Raw genomic sequence first — 21,984 nt, 5'->3', positions numbered from 1 at the left:
GAATCAAATGGTTGGTTATTTATCTTGATACAAGATATTGTAGACGGGTTTGAACAAACGTCTATGGTGTGGGGTCACCCCGATTTTTCCTAGCGCTTCTATGTGGCTTTTTGACCCGTATCCCATGTTTGTTTCCCACCCATAACCGGGGTGCTGTTGCGCCAGGGACAACATGACACAATCCCGACACATTTTTGCCATAATTGAGGCTGCAGAAATAGATTGCGACCGGGCGTCGCCCTTGATGATTGCTTCGGACGCAATGCTCAGGCCATTCGGTATCATGTTGCCGTCGATCAACGCGTAATCGGCCGGAGTTTTAAGCCCTTCAAGCGCGCGAACCATGGCGAGGTGACTCGCACGCAATATGTTCAACTCTTCGATTTCCTCGACCGAAGCATGCGCGACGCTGACATCCGCCACCGACAGGATCACCTGATACAACCGTTCGCGCCCCCGCTTGGTAAGTTTCTTTGAATCGTTCAGACCGTCAGGTATTCGGCTGGGGTCCAGCACGACAGCCGCCGCGGTCACCGGCCCCGCCAAGGGGCCGCGCCCGACCTCGTCAACCCCTGCCACGCGGGCATATCCCCGGGCATGGGCTGCGCGTTCAAATGTGAAATCCGGTATCATGCGCCTTGGAAAACCCAGCCAGCAAGAAACCTCAAGCCTTTAATCGCGGGAAACCACCTTAGTCGCGCATTCATCATAGGCGTCAGTTCAAAGGCTGAGGGCAAACCAAAAAGGGAGAGGTGCCCGAACACCTCTCCCTTCTCACTCAGGTGGCAAAACATACACACCACCCGACTTTGGCGCTCAGGAATTATCCACGCGCCAAACTGTATCCCGCGTTGCGCAAGCAGCGGGCGTCATAACCGTACTGTCTCCCGTTGTGGGTCCTGATTTCCTGACCACACTGTTGCGGCAGACGGTTTGCATAATGGTAATTCTGCTGAAGACAGCGCTCGCCAAACATCAGTACTCGGCCGCTGCGCGTATCGAAACTTTGGAAACATTCCTGCGGAAGCAGCTTCTCGTCAACGCGGGAGTGGTTCTGTTGACGGCGGTATGCTTCGGGCAACGGGCGCGGTTCGATGTGGTTGCCCGTACCGACGCGGGGTACCCGGTGCTTTGGCTGGGGATGATCGTGGTGCTGCTCGGCACGCGGCACACGATGAACCGGCGCGGGCTTGGCATGCTCGCGATGCTCCGCACGCGGCGCACGGTATACAGGTTCGCGGTCGACGTGCTCGCGATGCTCGGCGCGAGGGGCGCGGTAGACAGGTACGGGGTCGGCATACTGGCGTGTTACAGCCTGCTGGCGGGCGTCTTTGCGTTTGTTGTTGTCGTGAATCAGCTTGCCGATAATTGCTACCCCCAACACGCCGGCGGCAATGCGGGCCAAATCTCTTTCCTTGCTGCCCGCAATGGCGGGGCTGACCGTCGCGGCGGTCACGGCTATCGCACTGGCGACGATTATTGCTATGAATCTACGGTGCATAGTCTGTTCCTTTCCTGAGGGGTCGCGGGCCTGGCCCCATACACAGCCACCAGAGCGAGGGCCGTGAGAACCAAATGGGCCTACCCCCTCGCGTCAAGCAATAACGCCCGCTTGCTATCCGATATCAATCGCCCCGAGGACCAACGGATATTGAATATCCATCAGGAAAAGCGCAGTCTCGCCGACATGAAACATTTCCTTATTCCCATCATCGCCGCGACCGGGCTGGGGCTTGCTGCACTGCCCGCCCAAGCGGCTGGCTGCTATGCCGATTACAAGGCAAAGCAAGAAAACCCCTTGCGCCTCCACTATGGTGTGGCGCAGGTATCCGGCGAATGTAGCCGTGCTGCCGCCCAGGCCGAACTCGCCCAACGGCTCGCGGCGAACGGCTGGACGCTTCTGACCATCGTTTCCGTTTTCGGTGACGAAGGGCTCAACCAAAGGAAAGAAAGTGCCGGATCAAACTTCCTTCGCTTCTGAAATGCGCCGCAAGGGAGGCCGCTTTGTCGGCGGCGGCATCGCTGCGGTCACGGCGATTCTGCTTATCGGGGCCGGCTTGCTTCTCTGGGCGCTGCCTGACGCCAACGCGTTCAACGCCCAGGTCGAACGCATCTTTGTGGAAAACGATGATCTGACCACCCAGGCCGAAATCAAACTGCTCGAAATCCTCGCGCAATCGGGCAGTGCGTTTTCCGAAACTCTTTCCAGCTACCGTATCGTGATCATCGTACTTCTGGTCTTTGCGACTGCCATGCTCATCGCGGCCCTTGTTTTCCTGATCATGCTGGTCAGCTACAACCAGCGCATGGCCCAGATCGAACGTGTCGGGATCCAGGTCAACTCCCTGCTCATCAGCCGTGAAGAAAACACTGTTTATCTCAACAATCTAGGTTTCAAATTGACCGCCGCAGCCATGGAAACGATGTCGGTACTTGCCGAAGCCCGGATGGATGACGATGTTCTATCCGGGTCCGAAATCGAAGGAATGATCTCTGGCAAAATCGCGGCCGATTGCGACGAAGCCGCAGGTGCCACACGCATCAAACGCCTGCGCGACACCTTGGGCAACCAAATCGTTTCGGAACTCCTGGTCAAAAACATTGCGCGGCGCGGTTATATGCTGGCCATCGACAAAGATGTGATCAAGGTCATCTAACCCCTTTCATTTTGCGAAATAAACTCCGGGGGAAGCCCCCGACAGGGGGATGGGGGCAGCGCCCCTCTGGACAGCCCGCGATTTCTGGCCCTAGGGTGCGGCTACTGTCACAACCCCAGGGACCCCGTCATGCCGGCACCACGCAATCGCTTCAAGCAAGCCCTTAACGAGGGCACAACAGTTTTTGGATGCTGGCTCGGTCTGGCAGACACCTTCAGTGCCGAACTCATGGGAACCACGGGCTTCGACTGGTTGGTGATCGACGGGGAACATGCGCCAAACGATCTGCGTTCCATCACCGCGCAACTTCAGGTTCTTGAAGCATCGCAAAGCCATCCGGTCGTGCGGGTTCCTGTCGGCGAAACCTACCTGATCAAACAGATACTTGATGCCGGCGCACAAACGATCCTGGTGCCCATGGTCGATAACGCCGATCAAGCCCGCCAGTTGGTACGAGACGTCACCTACCCTCCCTCCGGTGATCGCGGTGTCGGCTACGCCTTGACCCGTGCCGCGCGGTTTTCGCAAATCGCCGATTACGGCACCACCGCTGACGCAGAAATTTGTCTGCTGGTGCAGGTCGAAAGCCTGAGGGGGCTGGAAAACCTGGATGATATTCTTGCGATCGACGGCATCGACGGCGTCTTCATTGGCCCGGCTGATCTGGCAGCGGACATGGGCCATATGGGCGATCTGCTTCACGCCGATGTTCAACACGCGATAATGGTAGCGCTGAAAAAAATCGCGGCTGCTGGCAAGGCCCCGGGCATTCTTTCCACGCATGATCCAATGACCGAAGACGCAATCAACGCCGGTGCACGCTTTGTCGCGGTGGGTGCGGATAGCTTGATACTAAGTCATGCCGCACAAGCGTTGGCCGCCAAATGGAAAGCGCCCAAAGCATGATGCGCGGGATCATGCTGTTGGGGCTGGCCTATGTGCTCAGCCAGTTTTTCCGGGCCTTCCTTGCCGTGCTCAGCCCGTTCTTGCGGGCTGACATCGGTGCCAACCCCGAAGATCTGGCTTTTGCATCCGGTCTATGGTTCTTCGCATTCGCAGCCATGCAGCTGCCGGTAGGGTGGGCTCTCGATACGATCGGACCCCGCCGAACGTCTGCCGTCCTGTTGCTTATCGGCGGCGGAGGCGGCGCGGCACTGTTCGCGATGGCCACCCAACCGGTGCATATCGACTTTGCGATGGTCCTCATCGGAATTGGCTGTGCTCCGGTGCTGATGGCATCCTACTACATTTTTGCCCGCGAATTTCCGCCAGCGCGGTTTGTGGTATTGGCGTCAGTGATGGTGGGGGTCGGGACCTTCGGTAATCTTGTGGCATCCTACCCGACGGCCATCGCAGCCGAGACGATCGGTTGGCGCGCCTCGCTTTGGGCGCTTTGTGCCATCACCACCCTTACGGCCTTGGGGATCTGGGCCTTTGTCCATGACCCTGCTACCCCCGAAGGCGAAGAGCGCGGCAGCCTGCTCGCGGTGCTCAAGATCAAGGCTCTTTGGTTCATCTTCCCGATCATGAGCGTGAGCTATGCCCAGCTGGGTGCTTTGCGTGGTCTTTGGATCGGACCGTACTTCGAGGACGTCTTTGCCGCAGACGCACACCAGATCGGTATCGCAACCTTGTTGATGGGGATTGCGATGGTCATCAGTACGTTTGCATACGGACCGTTGGACAAGCTGATCGGCAGCACAAAGTTGATCGTCATAATTGCCACCACTTTCAATCTTGCGGCCCTGATCGGTCTGGTCATCTACCCCGCCAGCAGTCTGGTGTTGTCCACAGTCTTTATGGCGGCGGTTGGCTTTTTCGGCGCGACCTATGCGTTGGTCATATCGCATGGCCGGAAATTTCTGCCGCCACAGTTGATAGGGCGCGGGATGACCTTGCTGAACCTGTGCAGCATCGGCGGTGTCGGCGTCGCGCAGTTTTTGTCAGGTAAGGCTTATGCCGCCAGTCAGCCTGCAACCAATCTGCAAACCCCTTATGTGGTGATTTTTACCCTGTTTGCGGCGCTCATGGCCGCAGGGCTGTTCATCTACCTCTTTTCTCGTGAAACCAATGAATAGGTCAGGCCCCCTTCCCCCGCAGCCCCAAGCGGTATAAGAGGCCCGCACCATCACATTTTAGTATTGGAGTTTTAAGATGGGTTATCGCGTCGTCATCGCGGGTGCCACAGGCAATGTGGGCCGTGAAATGCTGAACATTCTGGCCGAGCGCCATTTTCCTGTGGATGAGATCGTGGCGCTTGCGTCACGCAAGTCCCTGGGAACCGAGGTCAGCTTTGGCGACAAGACGCTCAAGACGAAAGACCTTGATACGTTCGATTTCACGGGCTGGGACATTGCATTGTTCGCCGTCGGTTCCGAGGCGACCAAGAAATACGCCCCCAAGGCCGCCAAGGCCGGCTGCGTGGTCATCGATAATTCGTCGCTGTACCGCTATGACCCGGATATCCCATTGATCGTGCCCGAGGTAAACGCCCACGCTATCCATGATTATTCCAAAAAGAATATAATCGCGAACCCGAACTGTTCGACAGCCCAGATGGTTGTGGCGCTCAAGCCTCTGCACGACCGTGCGACGATCAAGCGTGTCGTGGTATCGACCTATCAGTCAGTGTCCGGTGCGGGCAAGGAAGGCATGGACGAGCTGTGGGATCAGACCAAGTCGATCTACAACCCTACCGACGACAAGCCGGCAAAGAAGTTCACCAAGCAAATCGCCTTCAACGTGATTCCGCATATCGATGTCTTCATGGACAGCGGCGACACGAAAGAAGAGTGGAAAATGATGGTCGAGACGAAAAAAATCGTTGACCCCAAAATCAAGGTGACGGCGACTTGCGTACGCGTGCCGGTCTTCGTGGGCCACGCCGAATCGATCAACATCGAATTCGAAGACCATCTGGACGAGAATGAAGCCCGCGACATCCTCCGCGAAGCGCCGGGTGTCATGGTAATCGATAAACGCGAAGACGGTGGGTACGTCACACCGATCGAATGTGCCGGGGATTTCGCCACATTTATCAGCCGTATCCGTCAGGACAGCACCATCGACAACGGATTGAACCTATGGTGCGTCAGCGACAATTTGCGTAAAGGGGCGGCGTTGAACGCTGTGCAGATTGCGGAACTGTTGGGCCGCGAAGTCTTGAAAAAAGGTTGAACGCCAAGTTATTTCTCGCATTGAAAGGCCTGCGTAGTGCAGGCCTTTTTGCTATCCGGCGTTCGGATTCGTCCCCGTGATGGGAAGATCGAAGCAAAGCTCGCCCTCTTGGAATGTACCCTTGATCAAACGCCCCGGCTCCGACGCAAAAGGGAATTGCGAAACCCAGTCTCTATAGTTGTCGTTTGTGATGATGATCGCGTCCGTATCCTGAGCGGCATGCAGGATATAGGGGTCTGCTGCATCGCCCTTTGGCACGACAGTAACCGAGCCGGTCGGCAAGTTCAAAAGCCTGCCTAACGGTTTGCTTCCCAGATATTGCCCTGTAAAGAGATACCCCGCATTTGCATCAAAGAAAACTTCCGGCGCGAAACCGAGCCTTGATAGATGGTGCACCACATCCTGCACCGGCTCGATGCGGGGCGTACCATCAAACCAGTACATGACATTTGAGCCGTCAATGACAACTGCCTTGGGGGCGTTGTATTTGTCCTGTTTTGCCAGCCACCTTTGGGCTTCCCTGAGCAGCAGGATGACGCTTGCTATCGCGCTCGGTCCTGCCAACAGAATCAAATCACTGGTTACCGGTTGCGAGAATGCAAAGACGACACCAAGTATCGAGACGATAAATATGAGGGCTGGCGCAATCATGACACGAGGAAACCAGCCAGTGCCTATATAGACAAGGCTAAACTTGTTTCCTCGTACCCTGGAAATAGGCCGCTGTCAGACCGGAAGGAACATTTCCTTGTCGGCGCTGTAATATTCCAGCCCCCCTTCACCGATATCGGTCCACAGCCCGTGCAGTGTCAGTTCGCCGGCTTTTACCTTTTGCTCGATCCATGGAAACGTCATCAGGTTTTCAAGCGACGTCATCACCGCATGCTTTTCAAGCTGGCGCACCTGCTCTTGGGGGTCCTCGATGTCCGCGACGATATCGTACTTCGGGCGCAGAATATCCATCCATCGCCCGACAAAACTGTCTTTGGCATCCAGTCCGGGCGCTTTGCCCTGGCACATATCGATACACCCCTGCACCCCACCGCAACTAGAGTGCCCCAGCACGATGAGGTGGGCGACTTTCAGCACTTGCACGGCATATTCAACCGCGGCAGACGTCCCGTGCTGTTCGCCGTCAGGTTGGTAGGGCGGGACCAGGTTGGCAATATTGCGGTGAATAAAGAATTCACCCTGGTCAGCACCGAAAATCGACGTAACATGCACCCGACTGTCACAACAGGAAATCACCATCGCGCGAGGATGCTGACCGTCGCTTGCCAAGCGGCGATACCACGCTTGATTCTCAGCGTAACTCGTTGCTTTCCACCCATGATACCTTTGCACCAGATATGAGGGCAGGGGTTTAGTCGTGTCCATATGCGTCTCGCCTCTTTGTATTTTTAACGGGATACTCTGAATTCTTGTCACATTCGAGCAATAATATACGCAGGCTTAAACCATTTGAAAATCTCTATCCCTCTATGGTCATCCCATATCGTGGGGGCGGTATCAAAAGGTGATAAAATGCAGATTTTGCAAATGCGACCTACCGAACAAGTCTGCGTCGACCATGTACGACTCGGCTCTCTCTATGCGCAACTGGGCGAGGTGGATGCCGAAGATGTCGTTTCGCGCACGATGGAGGAACTTGCCTTGCGCATATCCCATTGTGACAGGCTTTTTCATGCTTCAAATTGGGGCGAACTGCGCAAGAACAGCCGTTCCTTGATCGCTATCGCGGATCAGGTAGGTCTAGCCCAGCTGACCGCTGTCGCACACGATGTTACCATGTCGATCGATCAAAACGACCATGTCGCCGTGGCCGCAACCCTGAGAAGGCTGATACGGGTGGGCGAACGTTCACTGACCGCCATCTTGGATATGCCCGCTTCGTCGTACTGACGGGCTTGCGGTGGCAGAGGATAGGATTAGGCTGCGGCAAAAATATTTGCCCGAAAGGTCCCGTTCTATGTCCGCCCACTTCGCCGACCCGACCCACACGTCGATCCCGCTGTATCTTATCGCTCAGGATCAACTAAGTGATTGGCTGAAAACACAGTCGGGGCCAGTCGCTGCCTGGGTCGATATCAACGGCTTCACAGGCGGTTTGGGACAGGCCCTGGCCATGCCAAATCCTGACGGTACCCTTCAGTGCGCGTTGGCGGGCTATGGCACGCCATCTACCCGCGAACGCGGCCGCTTCCATCTGGCGGGCGCTGCGACCAATCTGCCGACCGGGGTCTATCATCTCGAAAGCAGCCTGGCCCCCGCAGAGCTGGCGATCGAAAGCCTAGGCTGGCTTCTCGCCTCTTATCGTTTCGACCGTTATGCCCGGACTACGCCGATGAAGGCGCAGCTGGTGGCGCCGGCGGGGATAGATGTCGCACGTATAACCGCCCAGGCCCAGGGCGAATTTCTGACCCGCGATCTCATCAACACGCCAGCGTCCGATATGGGCCCCCCCGATCTGGAAACTGCTGCACGCGACTTGGCAAAGCAACATGGTGCAAATATAGACGTTTTGGTGGGCGACGACCTGCTTACAAATAATTTCCCGCTTATCCATGCCGTCGGCCGCGCTGCTGACCGTGCGCCACGGCTGATCGACCTCAAATGGGGTACCGAGGGTAAGAAAATCACGCTGGTCGGCAAGGGCGTCTGCTTTGATACGGGCGGGCTCAACCTCAAACCCGGTGCCTCAATGGGGCTCATGAAAAAAGACATGGGCGGGGCCGCCGCCGTGCTCGGCCTGGCTCACATGATTATGGCCATTGGCCTGAACCTACAGCTCAGGGTCTTGATCCCTGCGGTGGAAAACTCTGTTTCAGGCAATGCCTTTCGGCCCCAGGATATCCTGACCTCTCGTAAGGGCCAGACGATTGAGATCAACAATACCGATGCCGAAGGGCGCTTGGTATTGGCAGACGCATTGGCGCTGGCGGACGAGGATCAACCCGACCAGATCATTTCGATGGCAACGCTGACAGGCGCAGCACGGGTCGCCGTCGGCCCTGATCTTGCTCCGTATTTCAGCAACGACTCTGCCTTTGTCACATCCCTCGAAACAGCGGCGTGCCAGCAATCCGATCCGGTGTGGCGCATGCCTTTCCATGCGCCGTATGAACCGATGATCGAACCCGGCATCGCTGACCTTGACAACGCACCGTCGGGCGGGTTTGCCGGGTCGATAACCGCGGCACTATTTTTGCGCCGCTTCGTCACCGCAAGCTCATACGCGCATTTTGACATTTACGGATGGCAACCGACCCCTGCCCCCGCCCGCCCCAAGGGTGGGGTCGGCCAGGCAACCCGCGCCCTGCTGTCAACCTTGGAAACTCTGCTTTGCAAATGATCGATTACCGGCTCCACCCCGACCCGGCCCTGGTGACTATGCGTTCCGCGGGCCAAGTAATCAGCCCTGTCGCTGACCTGTGCCAGCATCCGCGCGGCCCTCGCGAACGCCAGTCGTTGTCCGGCGACACCTTAACGGTTTTGGGTGACTTCGGGTCGTGGTCCTATGTCCAGCTGGCAAAGGATAGCTACTGCGGTTACATGCAAAACACCGCAATTGGGCCACAACTTCAAGCAACACATTGGGTGTCCGCAAGAGCCACGCATGCCTACAGTCAACCCGACTTTAAATCGGCCGATCGCAGTTCTTTAAGTTTCGCAAGCCGGGTATCGGTCCAGAGCGAAGCCGCTAGTTTCGCAAAGACCAGCTTGGGCTATATCCCTCTCCAGCATTTGACACCGCTGACGCAAACCAGCCATGACCCCGCCTCCGTTGCCGGTCTGTTTTTGGGCACCCCATATCTCTGGGGCGGCAATAGTTCTTGGGGCATCGACTGCTCAGGCCTGGTTCAAGCGGCCTTGCTGGCATGCAACATTTCCAGCCCAGCCGACAGCGATCAACAAAAATCCCAATTGGGTTGGGCGTGCCCCCCTGGTTCCGCGTATATGCGCAATGACCTCCTGTTCTGGAAAGGCCATGTCGCCCTGATAACTGGCCCCGACATGCTGATCCACGCGAACGCACATCATATGGCGGTAACATATGAACCTATCGGTGACGCAGTGCAGCGTATCGCACGAACGGATGGGCCTGTTACGGCACATAAACGTCTATGATATTCCAAATGGACTTAAATCCATACCCGGTCGCCTCATGGCGGGGCGCTCAATTCTCTACCGCCTTGATGAACTTACGTTCCAGCACGCGCAGCACGGCGCTCAGGTCGTGCCCGCGTCGCAATACCTGACCGTTTGGTCCGATGACCGCATACATCCCTTGTTTCATGCGTAACTTCGGACGCTTTTCGATCCGGTACAGCGGCATCTCTGCGGTGCGCCGAAATATCGAAAACACCGCAACCTCTCTTAGGCAGGATATCCCGTAATCGCGCCACTCGCCTGCGGCGACCATTCGGCCATAAAGAGACAGGATCGGAGCCAACTCCGTCCGATGGAATGCAATTTGGTCCGGGACAGGGTCAGTCGGCGGCTGGGAGGAATGGATATGGAAAGTCATCCTTTGACAGTTGCGCTCTTCACGGATCAAATCAAGAGGCCCGCGGATCAAATATCTTGAAAGCGTTACAAATATTTCGCAATACTACACCCAGTGAAACATAAAGGCTGCACGGCATGACACCTCAAAATCGCGCTGAGAAATCCGCCGCTGCGATGTGGGCAAAGGATAACGCCAGCAAAAGTCTGGGTATTCGGCTTGAGAGAACAGCACCGGGTCAAGCCGATCTCACCATGACGGTGACCGCTGACATGCTGAACGGGCATGGCATCTGTCATGGTGGCTATATCTTCACGCTCGCCGACAGTGCCTTTGCGTTCGCCTGTAATTCGTACAATCAACTGGTCGTCGCTATGCAAAACCAGATCACATATCTTGCGCCTGCCCGATCCGGCGAACGCTTGACCGCTCAAGCCATCGAACAGTCCAGAACCGGGCGTTCAGGTATATATGATGTCACGGTCACGGGCCAGGACGGTCGCACCATCGCATTGTTCCGGGGCCTGTCCCGAACTATTTCCGGTCAGCATTTTCCAGAGGAAAAGTCAGAATGAAGGACCTCACCCCCGCAAGATCCAGCCTCGACCCGATCGAAATCGCAAGCCGCGACGAAATCAGCGCCCTGCAACTCGACCGCCTGAAATGGTCGCTGCGCCACGCTTATGACAACGTGGCGTTTTATCGAAAGAGCTTTGACGAAGCGAAGGTGCACCCCGATGATCTAAGCAGCCTCGATGATCTGTCCAAATTCCCCTTCACGGTAAAAACCGATCTGCGTGACAATTATCCTTTCGGCATGTGTGCGGTACCGCGCGACCAACTGGCACGCGTTCACGCCTCATCGGGGACCACTGGCCAGCCTACGGTTGTGGGTTATACCGAAAACGATCTGTCCCACTGGGGAAGCGTGGTCGCGCGATCTTTGCGCGCAGCGGGCTTAAAGCGGGGTGACATGCTCCATAATGCCTATGGTTATGGCTTGTTTACCGGGGGTTTGGGCATCCACTTGGGCGCTGATGCATTGGGTGTCTGCACCGTACCAATTTCCGGCGGCATGACACAACGTCAGGTTCGCCTTATTGAAGATTTCAAACCCAACGGGATCACCGTGACTCCTTCATATGCCCTGTCGATCCTGGATGAATATGCCCGCCAGGGTATCGACCCGCGCCAATCCTCCCTTGATGTCGGCATTTTCGGCGCTGAGCCTTGGACAAATGCGATGCGGCTCGAGATCGAGCAGGCCTTCGACATGCATGCGGTAGACATTTATGGGCTATCCGAAATTATTGGTCCCGGTGTATCGTGTGAATGTGTGGAAACCAAAGACGGGCTGCACATCTGGGAAGACCACTTCTACCCCGAAGTGATTGACCCTGTGACCGGTCGCCCCGTCGCCGACGGTGAAAAAGGCGAACTGGTGTTCACCTCCCTCACCAAGGAAGCTTTTCCGATCATTCGCTATCGCACCCGCGACCTCAGCCGCTTGCTTGCCGGCACTGCCCGCACAATGCGCCGGATGGAAAAAGTGACCGGGCGCAGCGATGACATGATCATCCTGCGCGGCGTCAACGTCTTTCCTACCCAGATCGAAGAAGCGCTGATGGCCACTCCGGGCTTGGCCCCGCATTTCCAAATTCATCTCGACAACCCCGGGCGCATGGATCAACTTCATGTCTTGTGTGAATGCACCGATGCGAGCGTTGGGGCCGACGCCCGCGCCGCTGTCGCGAAATCACTTGCCGCACGGATCAAGGACACGGTGGGCATCAGTGTCACCATCGACGTGGTTAACCAAGGCGCGGTGGCACGGTCAGAGGGAAAGGCGATCCGAATTATCGACAAACGCACCCGGCACTAAGTGCCATACCGTGCAATGAACATCTCGACTGCGCTATCGACGACCCGGTCGATTTCCTCTTCCTTTACCGTATCGATGACGCCGAATGTTAACCGCAAAAACAGGTCAGCCTTGCAAAGTTCGCCAAACTGGTCTGCGGCCAACAAAGGATCGTCAATCTTCAACTCCCCCCGCGCCATCGCGGTGAGAAAATAGGTGGCCATCTCTCGCCTTACAACCGCCGGGCCAGAATGGTAAAACCTTTGTCCCAGCTCAGGAAATCGATCTGACTCTGCCACGCACAACCGATACATCTGCTGCCCAAAAGTCGATGTGACAAACCGAAGAAAATGCCGCCCGGCCTGGCCTAATACCTTATGGGGCGCGTCTTCGGGGTTAATGCTGTCCAGGGCATACCGCGACTGCCTCACACATTCGACGTTGGCGACCTCCATGAACAACAGGCGTTTGTCTGGAAAGTAACTGTACAAGGTCGCCTTGGACACCTGTGCCACCCGGGCAATCTCGTCCACGCTTGCTCCTTCAAAACCATCAGCCATGAAAACCTGGCGTGCACCTGCAAGCACCTGGTCAAATTTTCTGCCTCTGTGGATTTTGTCTGGAACAAGGGTCATGTATTCTCCGCCGTATGCGATTTCGGATATAAACCGTTCTGTTTAGTTCCTAAAGCGAATTCAATTCCAATCCGAAACGGGTTGCCTCCATTCAGTCCGGTGCTTAGAATTATTCTAAGCTGCAAGAAAGTGCCCTCATGCGTTCCTTCCTCAACCGCAAACGTTTTGATGATCTGACAGAACAGGAAATAATCGCTCTCGCCATCTCTTCCGAAGAAGACGATGCGCGCATATACCGTGGATACGCCGAAAATCTGCGCAGCGAATATCCAGACAGTGCGGCCGTTTTCGACGGCATGGCAACCGAAGAAGACAGCCACCGACAGCAGTTGATAGATCTTCATAGCAAAAGGTTCGGCAGTGTCATTCCGCTCATCCGTCGCGAGCACGTATCGGGGTACTACGCCCGCACACCCGTCTGGCTGATCGAAAACCTCGGCCTCGACCGTATTCGCGCCGAAGCCAATGCGATGGAGCAAGCAGCCGAACGCTTCTACCTTTTGGCGGCGGCACGCAGTTCCGACGCGTCCACGCGCAAATTGCTCGGAGATCTGGCCGCCGCCGAAGCAGGCCACCAGCTTACTGCGGAAAACCTGAGCGACGAACACCTGACCGACGACACCATCGTGAAGGAAAATTCCGAAGCACACCGCCAGTTTATCTTGACTTGGGTGCAACCGGGCCTGGCCGGGCTGATGGATGGGTCGGTTTCGACACTCGCCCCGATCTTCGCCACAGCCTTTGCGACCCAAAATACCTGGACCACCTTCCTCGTCGGCCTTGCGGCCTCGGTCGGCGCGGGTATCTCGATGGGGTTTACCGAAGCTGCATCGGACGACGGCCAGATTTCGGGCCGTGGCTCGCCGATCAAGCGCGGCTTGGCCGCGGGCGTCATGACCACACTGGGCGGGCTGGGTCACGCTTTGCCCTATCTTATCACGGACTTCTGGACCGCGACGATCATCGCGTTCGGCGTGGTGTTCATAGAGCTGTGGGCCATTGCCTGGATACAAAACCGCTACATGAACACGCCTTTCTTTCGCGCCGCCTTCCAGGTCGTGCTTGGCGGGGCACTGGTTTTTGCGGTGGGTGTTCTTATTGGCTCTGGATGATCTAAAATACGCATTGGGCCCAGCTGTACCGTTGCACCCTGTGCCCGCGACAGCTAACACTTCCTGATGTTTGCGATCTTCCTCAAAACCCTACCGTTTTTTGCGCTCATCGGGCTCGGGTACTGGGCCGGTCGCACCCGCTTTTTCACTGCGGAAGCCACGGCCTACCTGACGAAATTCGTGTTCTACTTCGCCCTGTCGGCGATGCTGTTCCACTTTTCAGCCAGCCTGTCCTTGGCCGACGTGTGGGATAACCGACTTGTAGCCGCCTACCTTTGGGGCACGGCCTTCGTCTATGGCATTGCCAGCATGGTGGGTTTCCTGCGCAATCTGGATGTCGCCAGCAACGCAATGGAAGCGCAATGCGCCGTAATTGGCAACACCGGCTTTCTCGGCGTGCCGATGCTTACCCTGTTGCTTGGTCCCGAAGCAATTGGCCCGGTCGTATTGGTCCTGGCCATAGACTTGATCGTGTTCTCCAGCCTCATCGTCATCCTTATCACAGGCTCGCGCGACGGCCAGATGAGCATGCGCGTCCTTCGCACGATCAGCATGGGCCTCATCAAGAATCCGATGATCGTCGCCATGGGGCTTGGCTTCGTCTGGTCAGGTCTTCGTATCCCCATCCCTGACCCGATGAATGACTTTCTGATGATCCTCGGCGGAGCCGCCACCCCGGGCGCGCTGTTCGCCATTGGCGCTTCGCTCGCGACCAAGTCGGCCGAAAAGCTTCAGGTCGCCGGCTGGCTGACCTTTTGCAAACTGATCCTCCACCCCGCCTTCGTCGCAATCGCGGCTTTCGCGCTGTTTCACGTCGACCCCTACAAGGCGGGTGTCATCATATCTGCGGCCGCTCTTCCGGTGGCCGGCAATGTATACATGTTGGCCCAGCACTATAATGTGGGCCCGCAACGTGTTTCAGCCGCTATTTTAGTGTCCACCGCTCTCAGTATTTTCACGGTCAGCATCGTCATCGCCTGGGTGACGGCCGTGTAACATTCACCCTTTTAAAAATACTCCCCCGCGGAGCGGGCCTCCCTTGCCGCGCTCGTCAATGCCCGATAGCCCTAGAACAGACATTCCTAAAGGAGCCCGCCATGAAAACCATTTCGGAAAATACCAGCTTCCAAGGCATTCAGGGGGTATATGCCCACACGTCGACCTCCTGCAAATGCGACATGACGTTTGGCCTGTTCCTGCCCGAAGAGGCAAAGCAGGGGCCGGTTCCTCTTTTGTGGTTTCTCTCCGGGCTGACCTGCACCCATGAAAACGCGATGACCAAAGCCGGTGCCCAGGCCTGGGCGGCTGAACACGGCATCGCGGTTGTCTTTCCCGATACATCCCCGCGCGGCCAGGACGTGCCCGACGATGATGCCTATGATTTGGGTAAAGGTGCCGGGTTCTACGTCAACGCGACTCAAGGCCCGTGGCAAACACATTTTCAGATGTGGGACTATATTGCTGACGAACTTCCGGCCCTGCTGTCTGAAAATTTCGCGCTCGACATGAGCCGCCAGGCAATCTGCGGCCATTCGATGGGGGGGCACGGTGCCCTTACCCTTGCGATGAACCTGCCGGGGCGTTTCACCTCGGTCTCCGCCTTCGCGCCCATTGCCAATCCGACCAACAGTGATTGGGGGCGCAAGCAACTCTCCGCATATCTCGGCACTGATGAAGAAACCTGGGGCAAACACGACGCAACGCTCTTGATGGCCGAGAACGGGTTTGATGGTCCAATCCTGATTGATCAGGGGACAAACGACCAGTTTCTCGACTTGTTAAAGCCGGAAGCCTTGGCCGCGGCGCTGGCAAAACGGCGACAAAACGGAATATTCCGCATGCAACCCGGCTATGATCACAGCTATTTCTTTATTTCCACTTTCATGGAAGATCACGTCGCGTTTCACGCCGATGCGCTCTATGCCGATTGACACAGCGCCGATGACTTCCCTCTTCATTGATGCCGATGCGTGCCCCGTAAAAGCAGAAGCCGAGCGTGTTGCCACACGTCACAAGGTCCGCATGTATGTCGTCTCGAACGGCGGGTTGCGACCGTCGCAAAATCCGCTGGTAGAAACGATTATCGTCCCTGATGGCCCCGATATTGCCGATATCTGGATAGCCGACCGCTGCGGCCCCGGCGATGTTGTGGTGACCGGCGACATTCCGTTGGCCGCGCGCTGTATCGAGGCAGGCGCGCGGGTGTTGGAACATAACGGCGAAGCCTTGACCGCCGCCAATATCGGCAACGTTTTGGCGACCCGTGATCTGATGACAGATTTGCGCGCCGCCGATCCTTTCAGACAAGGAGGCGGCAAAGGCTTTACAAAGGCGGACCGCTCGCGTTTTTTGGAAGCGCTGGAACGTGAGATGCGCTTGGCGCAACGCTGAAAGCTCTCGCTCTCCTCTTACCCTTACTGTGTGAAGTTTTCCCATAACTTCGCCATCTACTGACAGGATCCGCAATGAAACCCGCCGCAGTCGTATTCGATATTGGAAATGTCTTGATTGAATGGCAGCCCGAAAGGTTCTTTGATTCCGTGATCGGCGCGGATCGTCGCCAAGCCATGTTCGCAGCTGTAGATTTGCACGCGATGAATGACCGCGTCGATAGCGGCGAGCATTTTACCGATACAATCTATGCGACCGCGGATTCCACTCCAGAATGGCGCGATGAAATACGCCTTTGGCATGATCGCTGGATCGAAATGGCCTCCCCGGTCATTCACCATTCTGTGCGTCTGATGAAGGCACTGCAAAGCAATAATATCCCGGTATTTTCGCTCACCAACTTTGGTATCCAATCCTACGATCTCGCGGCGCGGCATTATCCGTTCCTCCGTGAATTTGACCGCGATTTCATTTCCGGTCATCTGCGCATGATCAAACCAGACCCCGAAATTTTTGCCGCGGTCGAACAGCAGACCGGGCTTTCCCCCGATGCGCTCCTTTTCACGGATGATCGCCCTGAAAATATCGCCGCCGCACGTGTTCGGGGCTGGCAAACCCATCTATTTGAAGGTCCTACCGGGTGGGCGGCACGACTGGTCGACGAAGGCTTGCTATCGCCGGAGGACGCGGCATGACCCAGATTGAGATCATCCCTTTCGACGCTGGCGAAGCGCAACTCGACTGGCTTGAGCTGACCGATGCACTGATATCCGGACACGATCAACCCAAGGCTGAAATCGCTGATACCTTTCTGTACCGCGGCAAAGATACGTTATTGAACCGCGCGGCATGGATTGACGGGCTGGGGCTGGCGGTAAAATCTGCGACCGTGTTTCCCGGAAACCCCGCAAAGGGTGTGCCAATGGTGAATGGCGGGGTCTCGCTTTATGGGGACGCGAACGGGGCGCTCGAGGCTCTGGTGGATTTTCACCTGGTCACCAAGTGGAAGACGGCGGGCGATAGTCTGCTGGCCGCACGTTTACTGGCCCGCCCTGACAGCAAGAATATTTTGATCGTTGGGGCTGGCACCCAGGGGCGTGGCTTGCACGCAGCCTATTCGTCGCTGTTCCCCGACGCGCAATTCCTGATCTGGAACCGATCCGCCCCGAATGCCGCAGCGATGGCGGCCGACATTCCCGGGCTCCGTGTGGTCCGGGATCTTGAGACTGCCGTGCGCGCGGCTGACATCGTTACCTGCGCCACGATGTCTACGTCGCCGTTGATTAAGGGCGACTGGCTCAAGCCCGGGCAACATATTGATCTAATCGGGGCATATCGCCCCGACATGCGCGAGGTCGATGATGTGGCACTGAACCGTGCACGTGTCTTTGTCGACAGTTTCGACACCACCGTAGATCATATCGGAGAGCTGAAAATACCGCTTGGATCCGGGGCAATCACCCGCGGTTCGATATTGGCAGATTACTATGATCTGGCGCAGTTCAAAAGAAGATCTGTCGATGAGATTACCCTGTTCAAGAATGGCGGCGGCGCGCATCTGGATCTGATGACCAGCCGCTACATCTTGGATCGTTGGCGCAAGCGCTGATGATGTGGCTTTTCTTGGCGCTCGTGGCGATGGGTATCGCCGCCGCTCCCCTATTGATCGAACGGTACCGGAAACCGATGACAGACGTCACCCGCGGCGGGGCCTCGGGGCAGTTTGCGGAACTAAGTCAGGGGGTAACTCATTTTGAATGGCTCGGCCCCCCCGAGGGTCCGATCGCGGTGTGTATCCACGGGCTGACAACCCCAAGTTTTGCCTGGCGCGCGATCACCAAAGGTCTGGTCGCCATGGGGTACCGGACCCTCACCTACGATCTGTATGGACGGGGCTATTCCGACCGCCCCAGCGGTGCGCAGGACCGTCATTTTTTTCTCGGTCAGCTCGAGGAACTCCTTGAAAACCAGAACGTCACAGAGCCCGTTACCGTCATGGGCTATTCGATGGGCGGCTCGATCGCCACATGCTTTGCCGCGGCGTTCCCTGACAAGGTCAACCGTGTGATCCTGCTGGCCCCCGCGGGCATGGGCCTGACCTCACGTGGCCTGATGAGCTTTATCATCCAGACCCCGATCCTGGGTGACTGGCTGATGATGGCACTTTTTCCGTCAATGTTTCACCGTGCTGTCAAAGCAGAACAACACCGGCCAAGCAGCGTCCCCGATGTATATGACATGCAAAGAAAACAAACAGCCTACAAGGGCTATGTCGCCGCGATTCTGGCGAGCCGCCGCGGCATTCTAGCGGATGTGCTGAGAGATGAGCACCTCTCGATTTCGGCTGCGGGCTTACCTGTGTTCGCGATATGGGCCGCGGACGACCAGGTCATTCCCGCTTCTGCCATAGGCTGTCTGGCAGAATGGAACCGCGACGCTCGACACGCGGTGATTGCAGGTGCCGGGCATGGCCTGCCGTATACCCACGCGCCCCAGGTGATCGAAGAAATGACTGCATATCTTCAACCTTCTGCCTAGACGGTCACAAGCCCGGTCAACCGCCGCTCGCGAATAGGCAAATGCACAATTGCGCTGAACGCGCCGACACCAACGCCTATCCACCAAACCGCAGTATATCCGCCGTATACATCATACAGCCGCCCGCCAAGCCAGACACCCAGAAAGCTGCCCAGCTGATGGCTGAAGAAAACGATGCCGTAAAGCGTTCCCATATATCGCAGACCGTAAATATGTGCGACCAAACCACTGGTCAGCGGCACTGTAGCCAGCCATAACGAACCGATCGCGATCGAGAACACGATAACCGAAAACGGGGTGATCGGCAGCAATATGAACAGGGCAGATATCACCGTCCGTCCGGTGTAGATCCCCGCCAACAAATACTTTTTTGAGAACCTTTTGCCTGCCCAACCGGCCAAAAGCGTCCCGGCGATGTTGGAAAGGCCGATCAACGAGATCGCAACAGCGCCCAAGGCAGAGGTCGTGGTTATCCCGATATTATGCAAAAACCCGCCCACCGGGATCGGGCTGCTAAGCTCGGTGACGAACGCAGGGAAATGCGCGGTAAGAAAAGCCAACTGATATCCGCACGAGAAGAACCCCAGAAAGATCAAGCTGAAGCTCGGGTCTTTGAAGGCTTTGGCCAGGATTTGGCCCAGACTTTCCTCAAGCTCGGTTTTGCTTGCCATTTCCGGAGCACGCATCAGCGGCAAGGTCAGAAGCATGGCTAGAATAGCCCCGGCAAAAACCACAAACGTTGTTTGCCATGTCAAAAACCCCAGCATCCATTCCGCGACGGGGGCACCAAACACCTGCCCGGCACTGCCTGCGGCCGTTGCAACAGCCAATGACATCGACCGGTTTCCCGCTGTAGACGCACGCCCGACAACAGCCAGAATGACCCCGAAACCAGTGCCAGCAATTCCGAACCCGATCAGCCACGCATAGGTTTGGTGTTCGATCGGGGAAACCGCATTGGCAGAAAGCACCAAGCCGATAGCATAAACCAGCGATCCGGCAACAATCGCGCGGCGGTCGCCGATTTTTTCCGCAATTGCACCGAAAATTGGCTGACCGATGCCCCACGCCAGGTTCTGAATCGCTATGGCCAGTGAAAATTCAGATCTCAGCCAGCCGAATTCAGCGGCGATTGGAATTTGAAACACGCCAAAAGACGCGCGAACGGCGAAACTGACCATCACGATCAGGCACCCCACAATCAAAACCGGGGTAAATATCGAGGTTTTTCTATCCACCGGTTGCTCCACGCCGAGATCGCGCCACACTATCCTTGATTTACGGGGTGTCAATTCCATCCAATGTTGCTCAGGCTCCGTTCACCGGCTGCCCACTGGCGCACTTTTCAATCCGATTATAGCGTTGTAAGCCACAGGCATGACAACTTTGCGTACCCTTTATGATCAACGCGTTGCGGACGGCAGCCTTACGCCGGATCCCGCTCAGATGGCGATCCTGCCTCAGTTTGATCGCATCCGCACGGCCTTGTTGACGCCCGAGAAAAAAGGGTTTTTCAAACGCGCACCCGAACCGCCCAAGGGGCTGTACCTGTGGGGGGGCGTCGGCAGAGGCAAATCCATGCTAATGGACATGTTTGCGCAAAACATGCGCGACGTTCCGACCCGTCGTGTGCATTTTCACGCCTTTATGCAAGAAATTCACAATGCTATGCACGAGGTTCGCAAGACCGGCGTGGATGATGCTATCGCCCCGGTTGCCGCCGACATCGCCGCAACCGTGCGGCTGCTGGCATTTGATGAGATGCAGATTACCGATATAACCGATGCAATGATCGTGGGACGCTTGTTCCAAGCGCTTTTTTCAGCGGGCGTGGTGGTGGTCACTACGTCGAACCGCCCGCCCGATGATCTATACAAAGACGGTTTGAACCGCTCTATTTTCCTGCCCTTCATTGAATTGATCAAGGACCGGATGGAAGTCGAAGAGTTGATCAGCCCACATGACTATCGGCAGGATAGATTGGCCGGTGCTCAGTCATATTTCACCCCTGTCAATGCCGAAAGCCGCGCGGCGATGGATGCAGTCTGGGACGATCTGGCCGGCGGCGCGGGTGACGAGTTGATCATTCGCGTCAAGGGCCGTGACGTGGCTATACCCCAATTCCGCAACGGGATCGCCCGAGCCGGTTTTCATGCGCTGTGCGGAAAACCCCTGGGTGCCGCGGACTATCTTGCATTGGCAAAGGCAATTCGCGTGTTGATGTTGGACAACATTCCTTGTTTGGGCCGGTCAAATTTTAACGAAGCCAAGCGGTTTGTTACCTTGATCGACGCCTTGTACGAAGCAAAAGTCAGACTGATCTGTTCTGCCGCAGCGCCCCCCGAAATGTTATACCTTGAAGGCGAAGGGACGTTTGAATTTGAACGCACAGCTTCGCGTTTACGGGAAATGCAGGCTGAAGACTGGGGCAATTAAAAGCCAGGAATTTCAACAATCTGCCCGACTTGCGCTTCCGCGATCCGCGGCATGACCTCATTCGCATCCGAAATGCGCATGTGCGCCTGCGGATTACCATAATACGTCAGGGATAACCCCGCGAGGCTATCGGACAGCTTGAGTAGGTGCTGTTGCGCCCGGGGGGGTGCCTTTGGCTTTTCCCGTTCCCCGGCTAAAAGGACCGATTTCAACAAACTGGGGGTATCCAAACGCCCCGACAGCGTAAGCAGGGCTTCCGGTATGTTGAAATCACCGTTTTTCGCGGCACTGTTCAACAAAGTATCGATATAACCGTCAGGTTTCGCCGAGCTGATCGCCCATACTAGGTAAGACGCAAGCACCCGTCCCTTGGCCGTATTTTCGTAGGATTTAACGACGACGTCCACCGTTTCAGAGACATCTGAATACGGGTCGTTGTACATCTGCGCCAGCAAGGCCGCTGGCGATTCTACACTCCCGCCCGGTTCTTCAGCGGGCAGCCTGCCTTCGCGTGTCGAAACTTGGCCGCGATCGAACACTGTCCCCCATTGAACTTCAAAAAACTGGCTGGTCCCGATAAATACGGCCAGCAACCCAACCTGGATGAAGACGAGTTGTATAGTACTAAAATTCTTTTTCGCATCGGTCATTGTTATAGTCCCCCCAAAGG

General features: G+C 56.5%; 26 protein-coding genes. 19 read left to right on the top strand and 7 right to left on the bottom strand.

Annotation, left to right across the window (positions count from 1 at the left end; genetic code table 11):
• Positions 1-15: 15 nt before the first annotated feature.
• Positions 16-633 carry a ribonuclease HII gene (locus AC13DE_RS08845; RefSeq protein WP_483047601.1) on the bottom strand — a complete coding sequence of 206 codons (618 nt, stop codon included), beginning with the start codon at positions 631-633 and terminating at the stop codon, positions 16-18.
• Positions 634-940: 307 nt separating this feature from the next.
• On the opposite strand from AC13DE_RS08845, the gene AC13DE_RS08840 reads away from it, so the two are divergent.
• The 6 genes from AC13DE_RS08840 (at position 941) to AC13DE_RS08815 (ending at position 5,834) form a co-directional block, all read left to right on the top strand.
• Positions 941-1,519 (top strand): hypothetical protein, encoded by a 579-nt coding sequence (locus tag AC13DE_RS08840; protein WP_483047600.1) that lies wholly within the window; start codon positions 941-943, stop codon positions 1,517-1,519.
• A 168-nt stretch (positions 1,520-1,687) separates the two neighbouring features.
• Positions 1,688-1,981, top strand: coding sequence for a hypothetical protein (locus AC13DE_RS08835; RefSeq protein WP_446298096.1), 294 nt, complete (start codon positions 1,688-1,690; stop codon positions 1,979-1,981).
• Position 1,982: 1 nt separating this feature from the next.
• Positions 1,983-2,657, top strand: coding sequence for a winged helix-turn-helix domain-containing protein (locus tag AC13DE_RS08830; RefSeq protein ID WP_446298097.1), 675 nt, complete (start codon positions 1,983-1,985; stop codon positions 2,655-2,657).
• 129 nt (positions 2,658-2,786) lie between these two features.
• Positions 2,787-3,563: an aldolase/citrate lyase family protein gene (locus AC13DE_RS08825; RefSeq protein WP_483047599.1), complete on the top strand. Its 777-nt coding sequence runs from the start codon at positions 2,787-2,789 to the stop codon at positions 3,561-3,563.
• The gene (locus AC13DE_RS08820; protein ID WP_483047598.1) at positions 3,560-4,735 is read left to right on the top strand and encodes an MFS transporter; all 1,176 of its coding nucleotides are present in this window, start codon (positions 3,560-3,562) and stop codon (positions 4,733-4,735) included. Before AC13DE_RS08825 ends, AC13DE_RS08820 begins: the two co-directional genes overlap by 4 nt.
• A 76-nt stretch (positions 4,736-4,811) precedes the next feature.
• Positions 4,812-5,834, top strand: coding sequence for an aspartate-semialdehyde dehydrogenase (locus AC13DE_RS08815; protein ID WP_446312191.1), 1,023 nt, complete (start codon positions 4,812-4,814; stop codon positions 5,832-5,834).
• A 51-nt stretch (positions 5,835-5,885) separates the two neighbouring features.
• Here the strand turns inward: AC13DE_RS08815 and AC13DE_RS08810 are convergent, their stop codons facing one another.
• Positions 5,886-6,485: an NYN domain-containing protein gene (locus tag AC13DE_RS08810; protein ID WP_483047597.1), complete on the bottom strand. Its 600-nt coding sequence runs from the start codon at positions 6,483-6,485 to the stop codon at positions 5,886-5,888.
• 75 nt (positions 6,486-6,560) lie between these two features.
• Positions 6,561-7,211, bottom strand: a complete 651-nt coding sequence (locus AC13DE_RS08805; RefSeq protein WP_446298083.1) for a carbonic anhydrase — start codon at positions 7,209-7,211, stop codon at positions 6,561-6,563.
• Positions 7,212-7,358: 147 nt separating this feature from the next.
• On the opposite strand from AC13DE_RS08805, the gene AC13DE_RS08800 reads away from it, so the two are divergent.
• The 3 genes from AC13DE_RS08800 (at position 7,359) to AC13DE_RS08790 (ending at position 9,962) form a co-directional block, all read left to right on the top strand.
• Positions 7,359-7,736, top strand: a complete 378-nt coding sequence (locus AC13DE_RS08800) for a hypothetical protein (protein ID WP_446298084.1) — start codon at positions 7,359-7,361, stop codon at positions 7,734-7,736.
• Positions 7,737-7,803: 67 nt separating this feature from the next.
• Positions 7,804-9,186 (top strand): leucyl aminopeptidase family protein, encoded by a 1,383-nt coding sequence (locus tag AC13DE_RS08795; protein WP_483047596.1) that lies wholly within the window; start codon positions 7,804-7,806, stop codon positions 9,184-9,186.
• On the top strand, positions 9,183-9,962 hold the full coding sequence (locus AC13DE_RS08790) for a C40 family peptidase (protein WP_483047666.1): 780 nt from the start codon (positions 9,183-9,185) through the stop codon (positions 9,960-9,962). The genes AC13DE_RS08795 and AC13DE_RS08790 overlap by 4 nt, the downstream gene beginning before the upstream one ends.
• 49 nt (positions 9,963-10,011) lie before the next feature.
• Here AC13DE_RS08790 and AC13DE_RS08785 read toward each other — a convergent pair whose 3' ends face one another.
• Positions 10,012-10,362, bottom strand: coding sequence for a DUF2794 domain-containing protein (locus tag AC13DE_RS08785; protein WP_483047595.1), 351 nt, complete (start codon positions 10,360-10,362; stop codon positions 10,012-10,014).
• Between the two features lie 116 nt (positions 10,363-10,478).
• Here AC13DE_RS08785 and paaI point away from each other — a divergent pair, with 116 nt between their 5' ends.
• The gene (gene paaI / locus AC13DE_RS08780; protein ID WP_446312195.1) at positions 10,479-10,916 is read left to right on the top strand and encodes a hydroxyphenylacetyl-CoA thioesterase PaaI; all 438 of its coding nucleotides are present in this window, start codon (positions 10,479-10,481) and stop codon (positions 10,914-10,916) included.
• Positions 10,913-12,223 carry a phenylacetate--CoA ligase PaaK gene (paaK, locus tag AC13DE_RS08775; RefSeq protein ID WP_446312196.1) on the top strand — a complete coding sequence of 437 codons (1,311 nt, stop codon included), beginning with the start codon at positions 10,913-10,915 and terminating at the stop codon, positions 12,221-12,223. The genes paaI and paaK overlap by 4 nt, the downstream gene beginning before the upstream one ends.
• On the opposite strand, the gene AC13DE_RS08770 is transcribed toward paaK, so the two are convergent.
• Complete coding sequence (locus AC13DE_RS08770) at positions 12,220-12,837, bottom strand: TetR/AcrR family transcriptional regulator (RefSeq protein ID WP_446298089.1); 618 nt, start codon at positions 12,835-12,837, stop codon at positions 12,220-12,222. The genes paaK and AC13DE_RS08770 overlap by 4 nt on opposite strands.
• Before the next feature lie 137 nt (positions 12,838-12,974).
• Between AC13DE_RS08770 and mbfA the strand changes: the two genes are divergently transcribed.
• The 7 genes from mbfA to AC13DE_RS08735 all read left to right on the top strand — a co-directional run bounded on the left by mbfA (position 12,975) and on the right by AC13DE_RS08735 (position 18,878).
• A complete protein-coding gene (gene mbfA / locus AC13DE_RS08765) occupies positions 12,975-13,949 on the top strand; it encodes an iron exporter MbfA (RefSeq protein WP_446298090.1) in 975 nt (324 codons plus the stop codon).
• 66 nt (positions 13,950-14,015) lie between these two features.
• Positions 14,016-14,945, top strand: a complete 930-nt coding sequence (locus AC13DE_RS08760; protein WP_446306097.1) for an AEC family transporter — start codon at positions 14,016-14,018, stop codon at positions 14,943-14,945.
• Positions 14,946-15,046: 101 nt separating this feature from the next.
• Positions 15,047-15,880: an S-formylglutathione hydrolase gene (gene fghA, locus AC13DE_RS08755; RefSeq protein WP_483047594.1), complete on the top strand. Its 834-nt coding sequence runs from the start codon at positions 15,047-15,049 to the stop codon at positions 15,878-15,880.
• Positions 15,881-15,890: 10 nt separating this feature from the next.
• On the top strand, positions 15,891-16,340 hold the full coding sequence (locus AC13DE_RS08750; protein WP_483047593.1) for a YaiI/YqxD family protein: 450 nt from the start codon (positions 15,891-15,893) through the stop codon (positions 16,338-16,340).
• A gap of 74 nt (positions 16,341-16,414) precedes the next feature.
• A complete protein-coding gene (locus AC13DE_RS08745) occupies positions 16,415-17,035 on the top strand; it encodes an HAD family hydrolase (protein ID WP_483047592.1) in 621 nt (206 codons plus the stop codon).
• Positions 17,032-17,949, top strand: coding sequence for an ornithine cyclodeaminase family protein (locus tag AC13DE_RS08740; protein ID WP_483047591.1), 918 nt, complete (start codon positions 17,032-17,034; stop codon positions 17,947-17,949). The genes AC13DE_RS08745 and AC13DE_RS08740 overlap by 4 nt, the downstream gene beginning before the upstream one ends.
• Positions 17,949-18,878, top strand: a complete 930-nt coding sequence (locus tag AC13DE_RS08735; RefSeq protein WP_483047590.1) for an alpha/beta fold hydrolase — start codon at positions 17,949-17,951, stop codon at positions 18,876-18,878. The genes AC13DE_RS08740 and AC13DE_RS08735 overlap by 1 nt, the downstream gene beginning before the upstream one ends.
• Here the strand turns inward: AC13DE_RS08735 and AC13DE_RS08730 are convergent.
• Positions 18,875-20,116 (bottom strand): MFS transporter, encoded by a 1,242-nt coding sequence (locus tag AC13DE_RS08730; protein ID WP_483047665.1) that lies wholly within the window; start codon positions 20,114-20,116, stop codon positions 18,875-18,877. The genes AC13DE_RS08735 and AC13DE_RS08730 overlap by 4 nt on opposite strands.
• Positions 20,117-20,255: 139 nt before the next feature.
• Between AC13DE_RS08730 and zapE the strand changes: the two genes are divergently transcribed.
• Positions 20,256-21,314 carry a cell division protein ZapE gene (gene zapE, locus AC13DE_RS08725; protein ID WP_483047589.1) on the top strand — a complete coding sequence of 353 codons (1,059 nt, stop codon included), beginning with the start codon at positions 20,256-20,258 and terminating at the stop codon, positions 21,312-21,314.
• On the opposite strand, the gene AC13DE_RS08720 is transcribed toward zapE, so the two are convergent.
• Positions 21,311-21,964, bottom strand: a complete 654-nt coding sequence (locus tag AC13DE_RS08720) for a hypothetical protein (protein WP_483047588.1) — start codon at positions 21,962-21,964, stop codon at positions 21,311-21,313. The two genes, zapE and AC13DE_RS08720, sit on opposite strands and share 4 nt — an antisense overlap.
• Between the last annotated feature and the right edge of the window lie 20 nt (positions 21,965-21,984).

It is taken from the genome of Sulfitobacter sp. L-8 (genome assembly GCF_056859255.1).
Note: the sequence above shows the minus strand (reverse complement) of the source record. Positions and strands in the feature narration are given on the sequence as shown.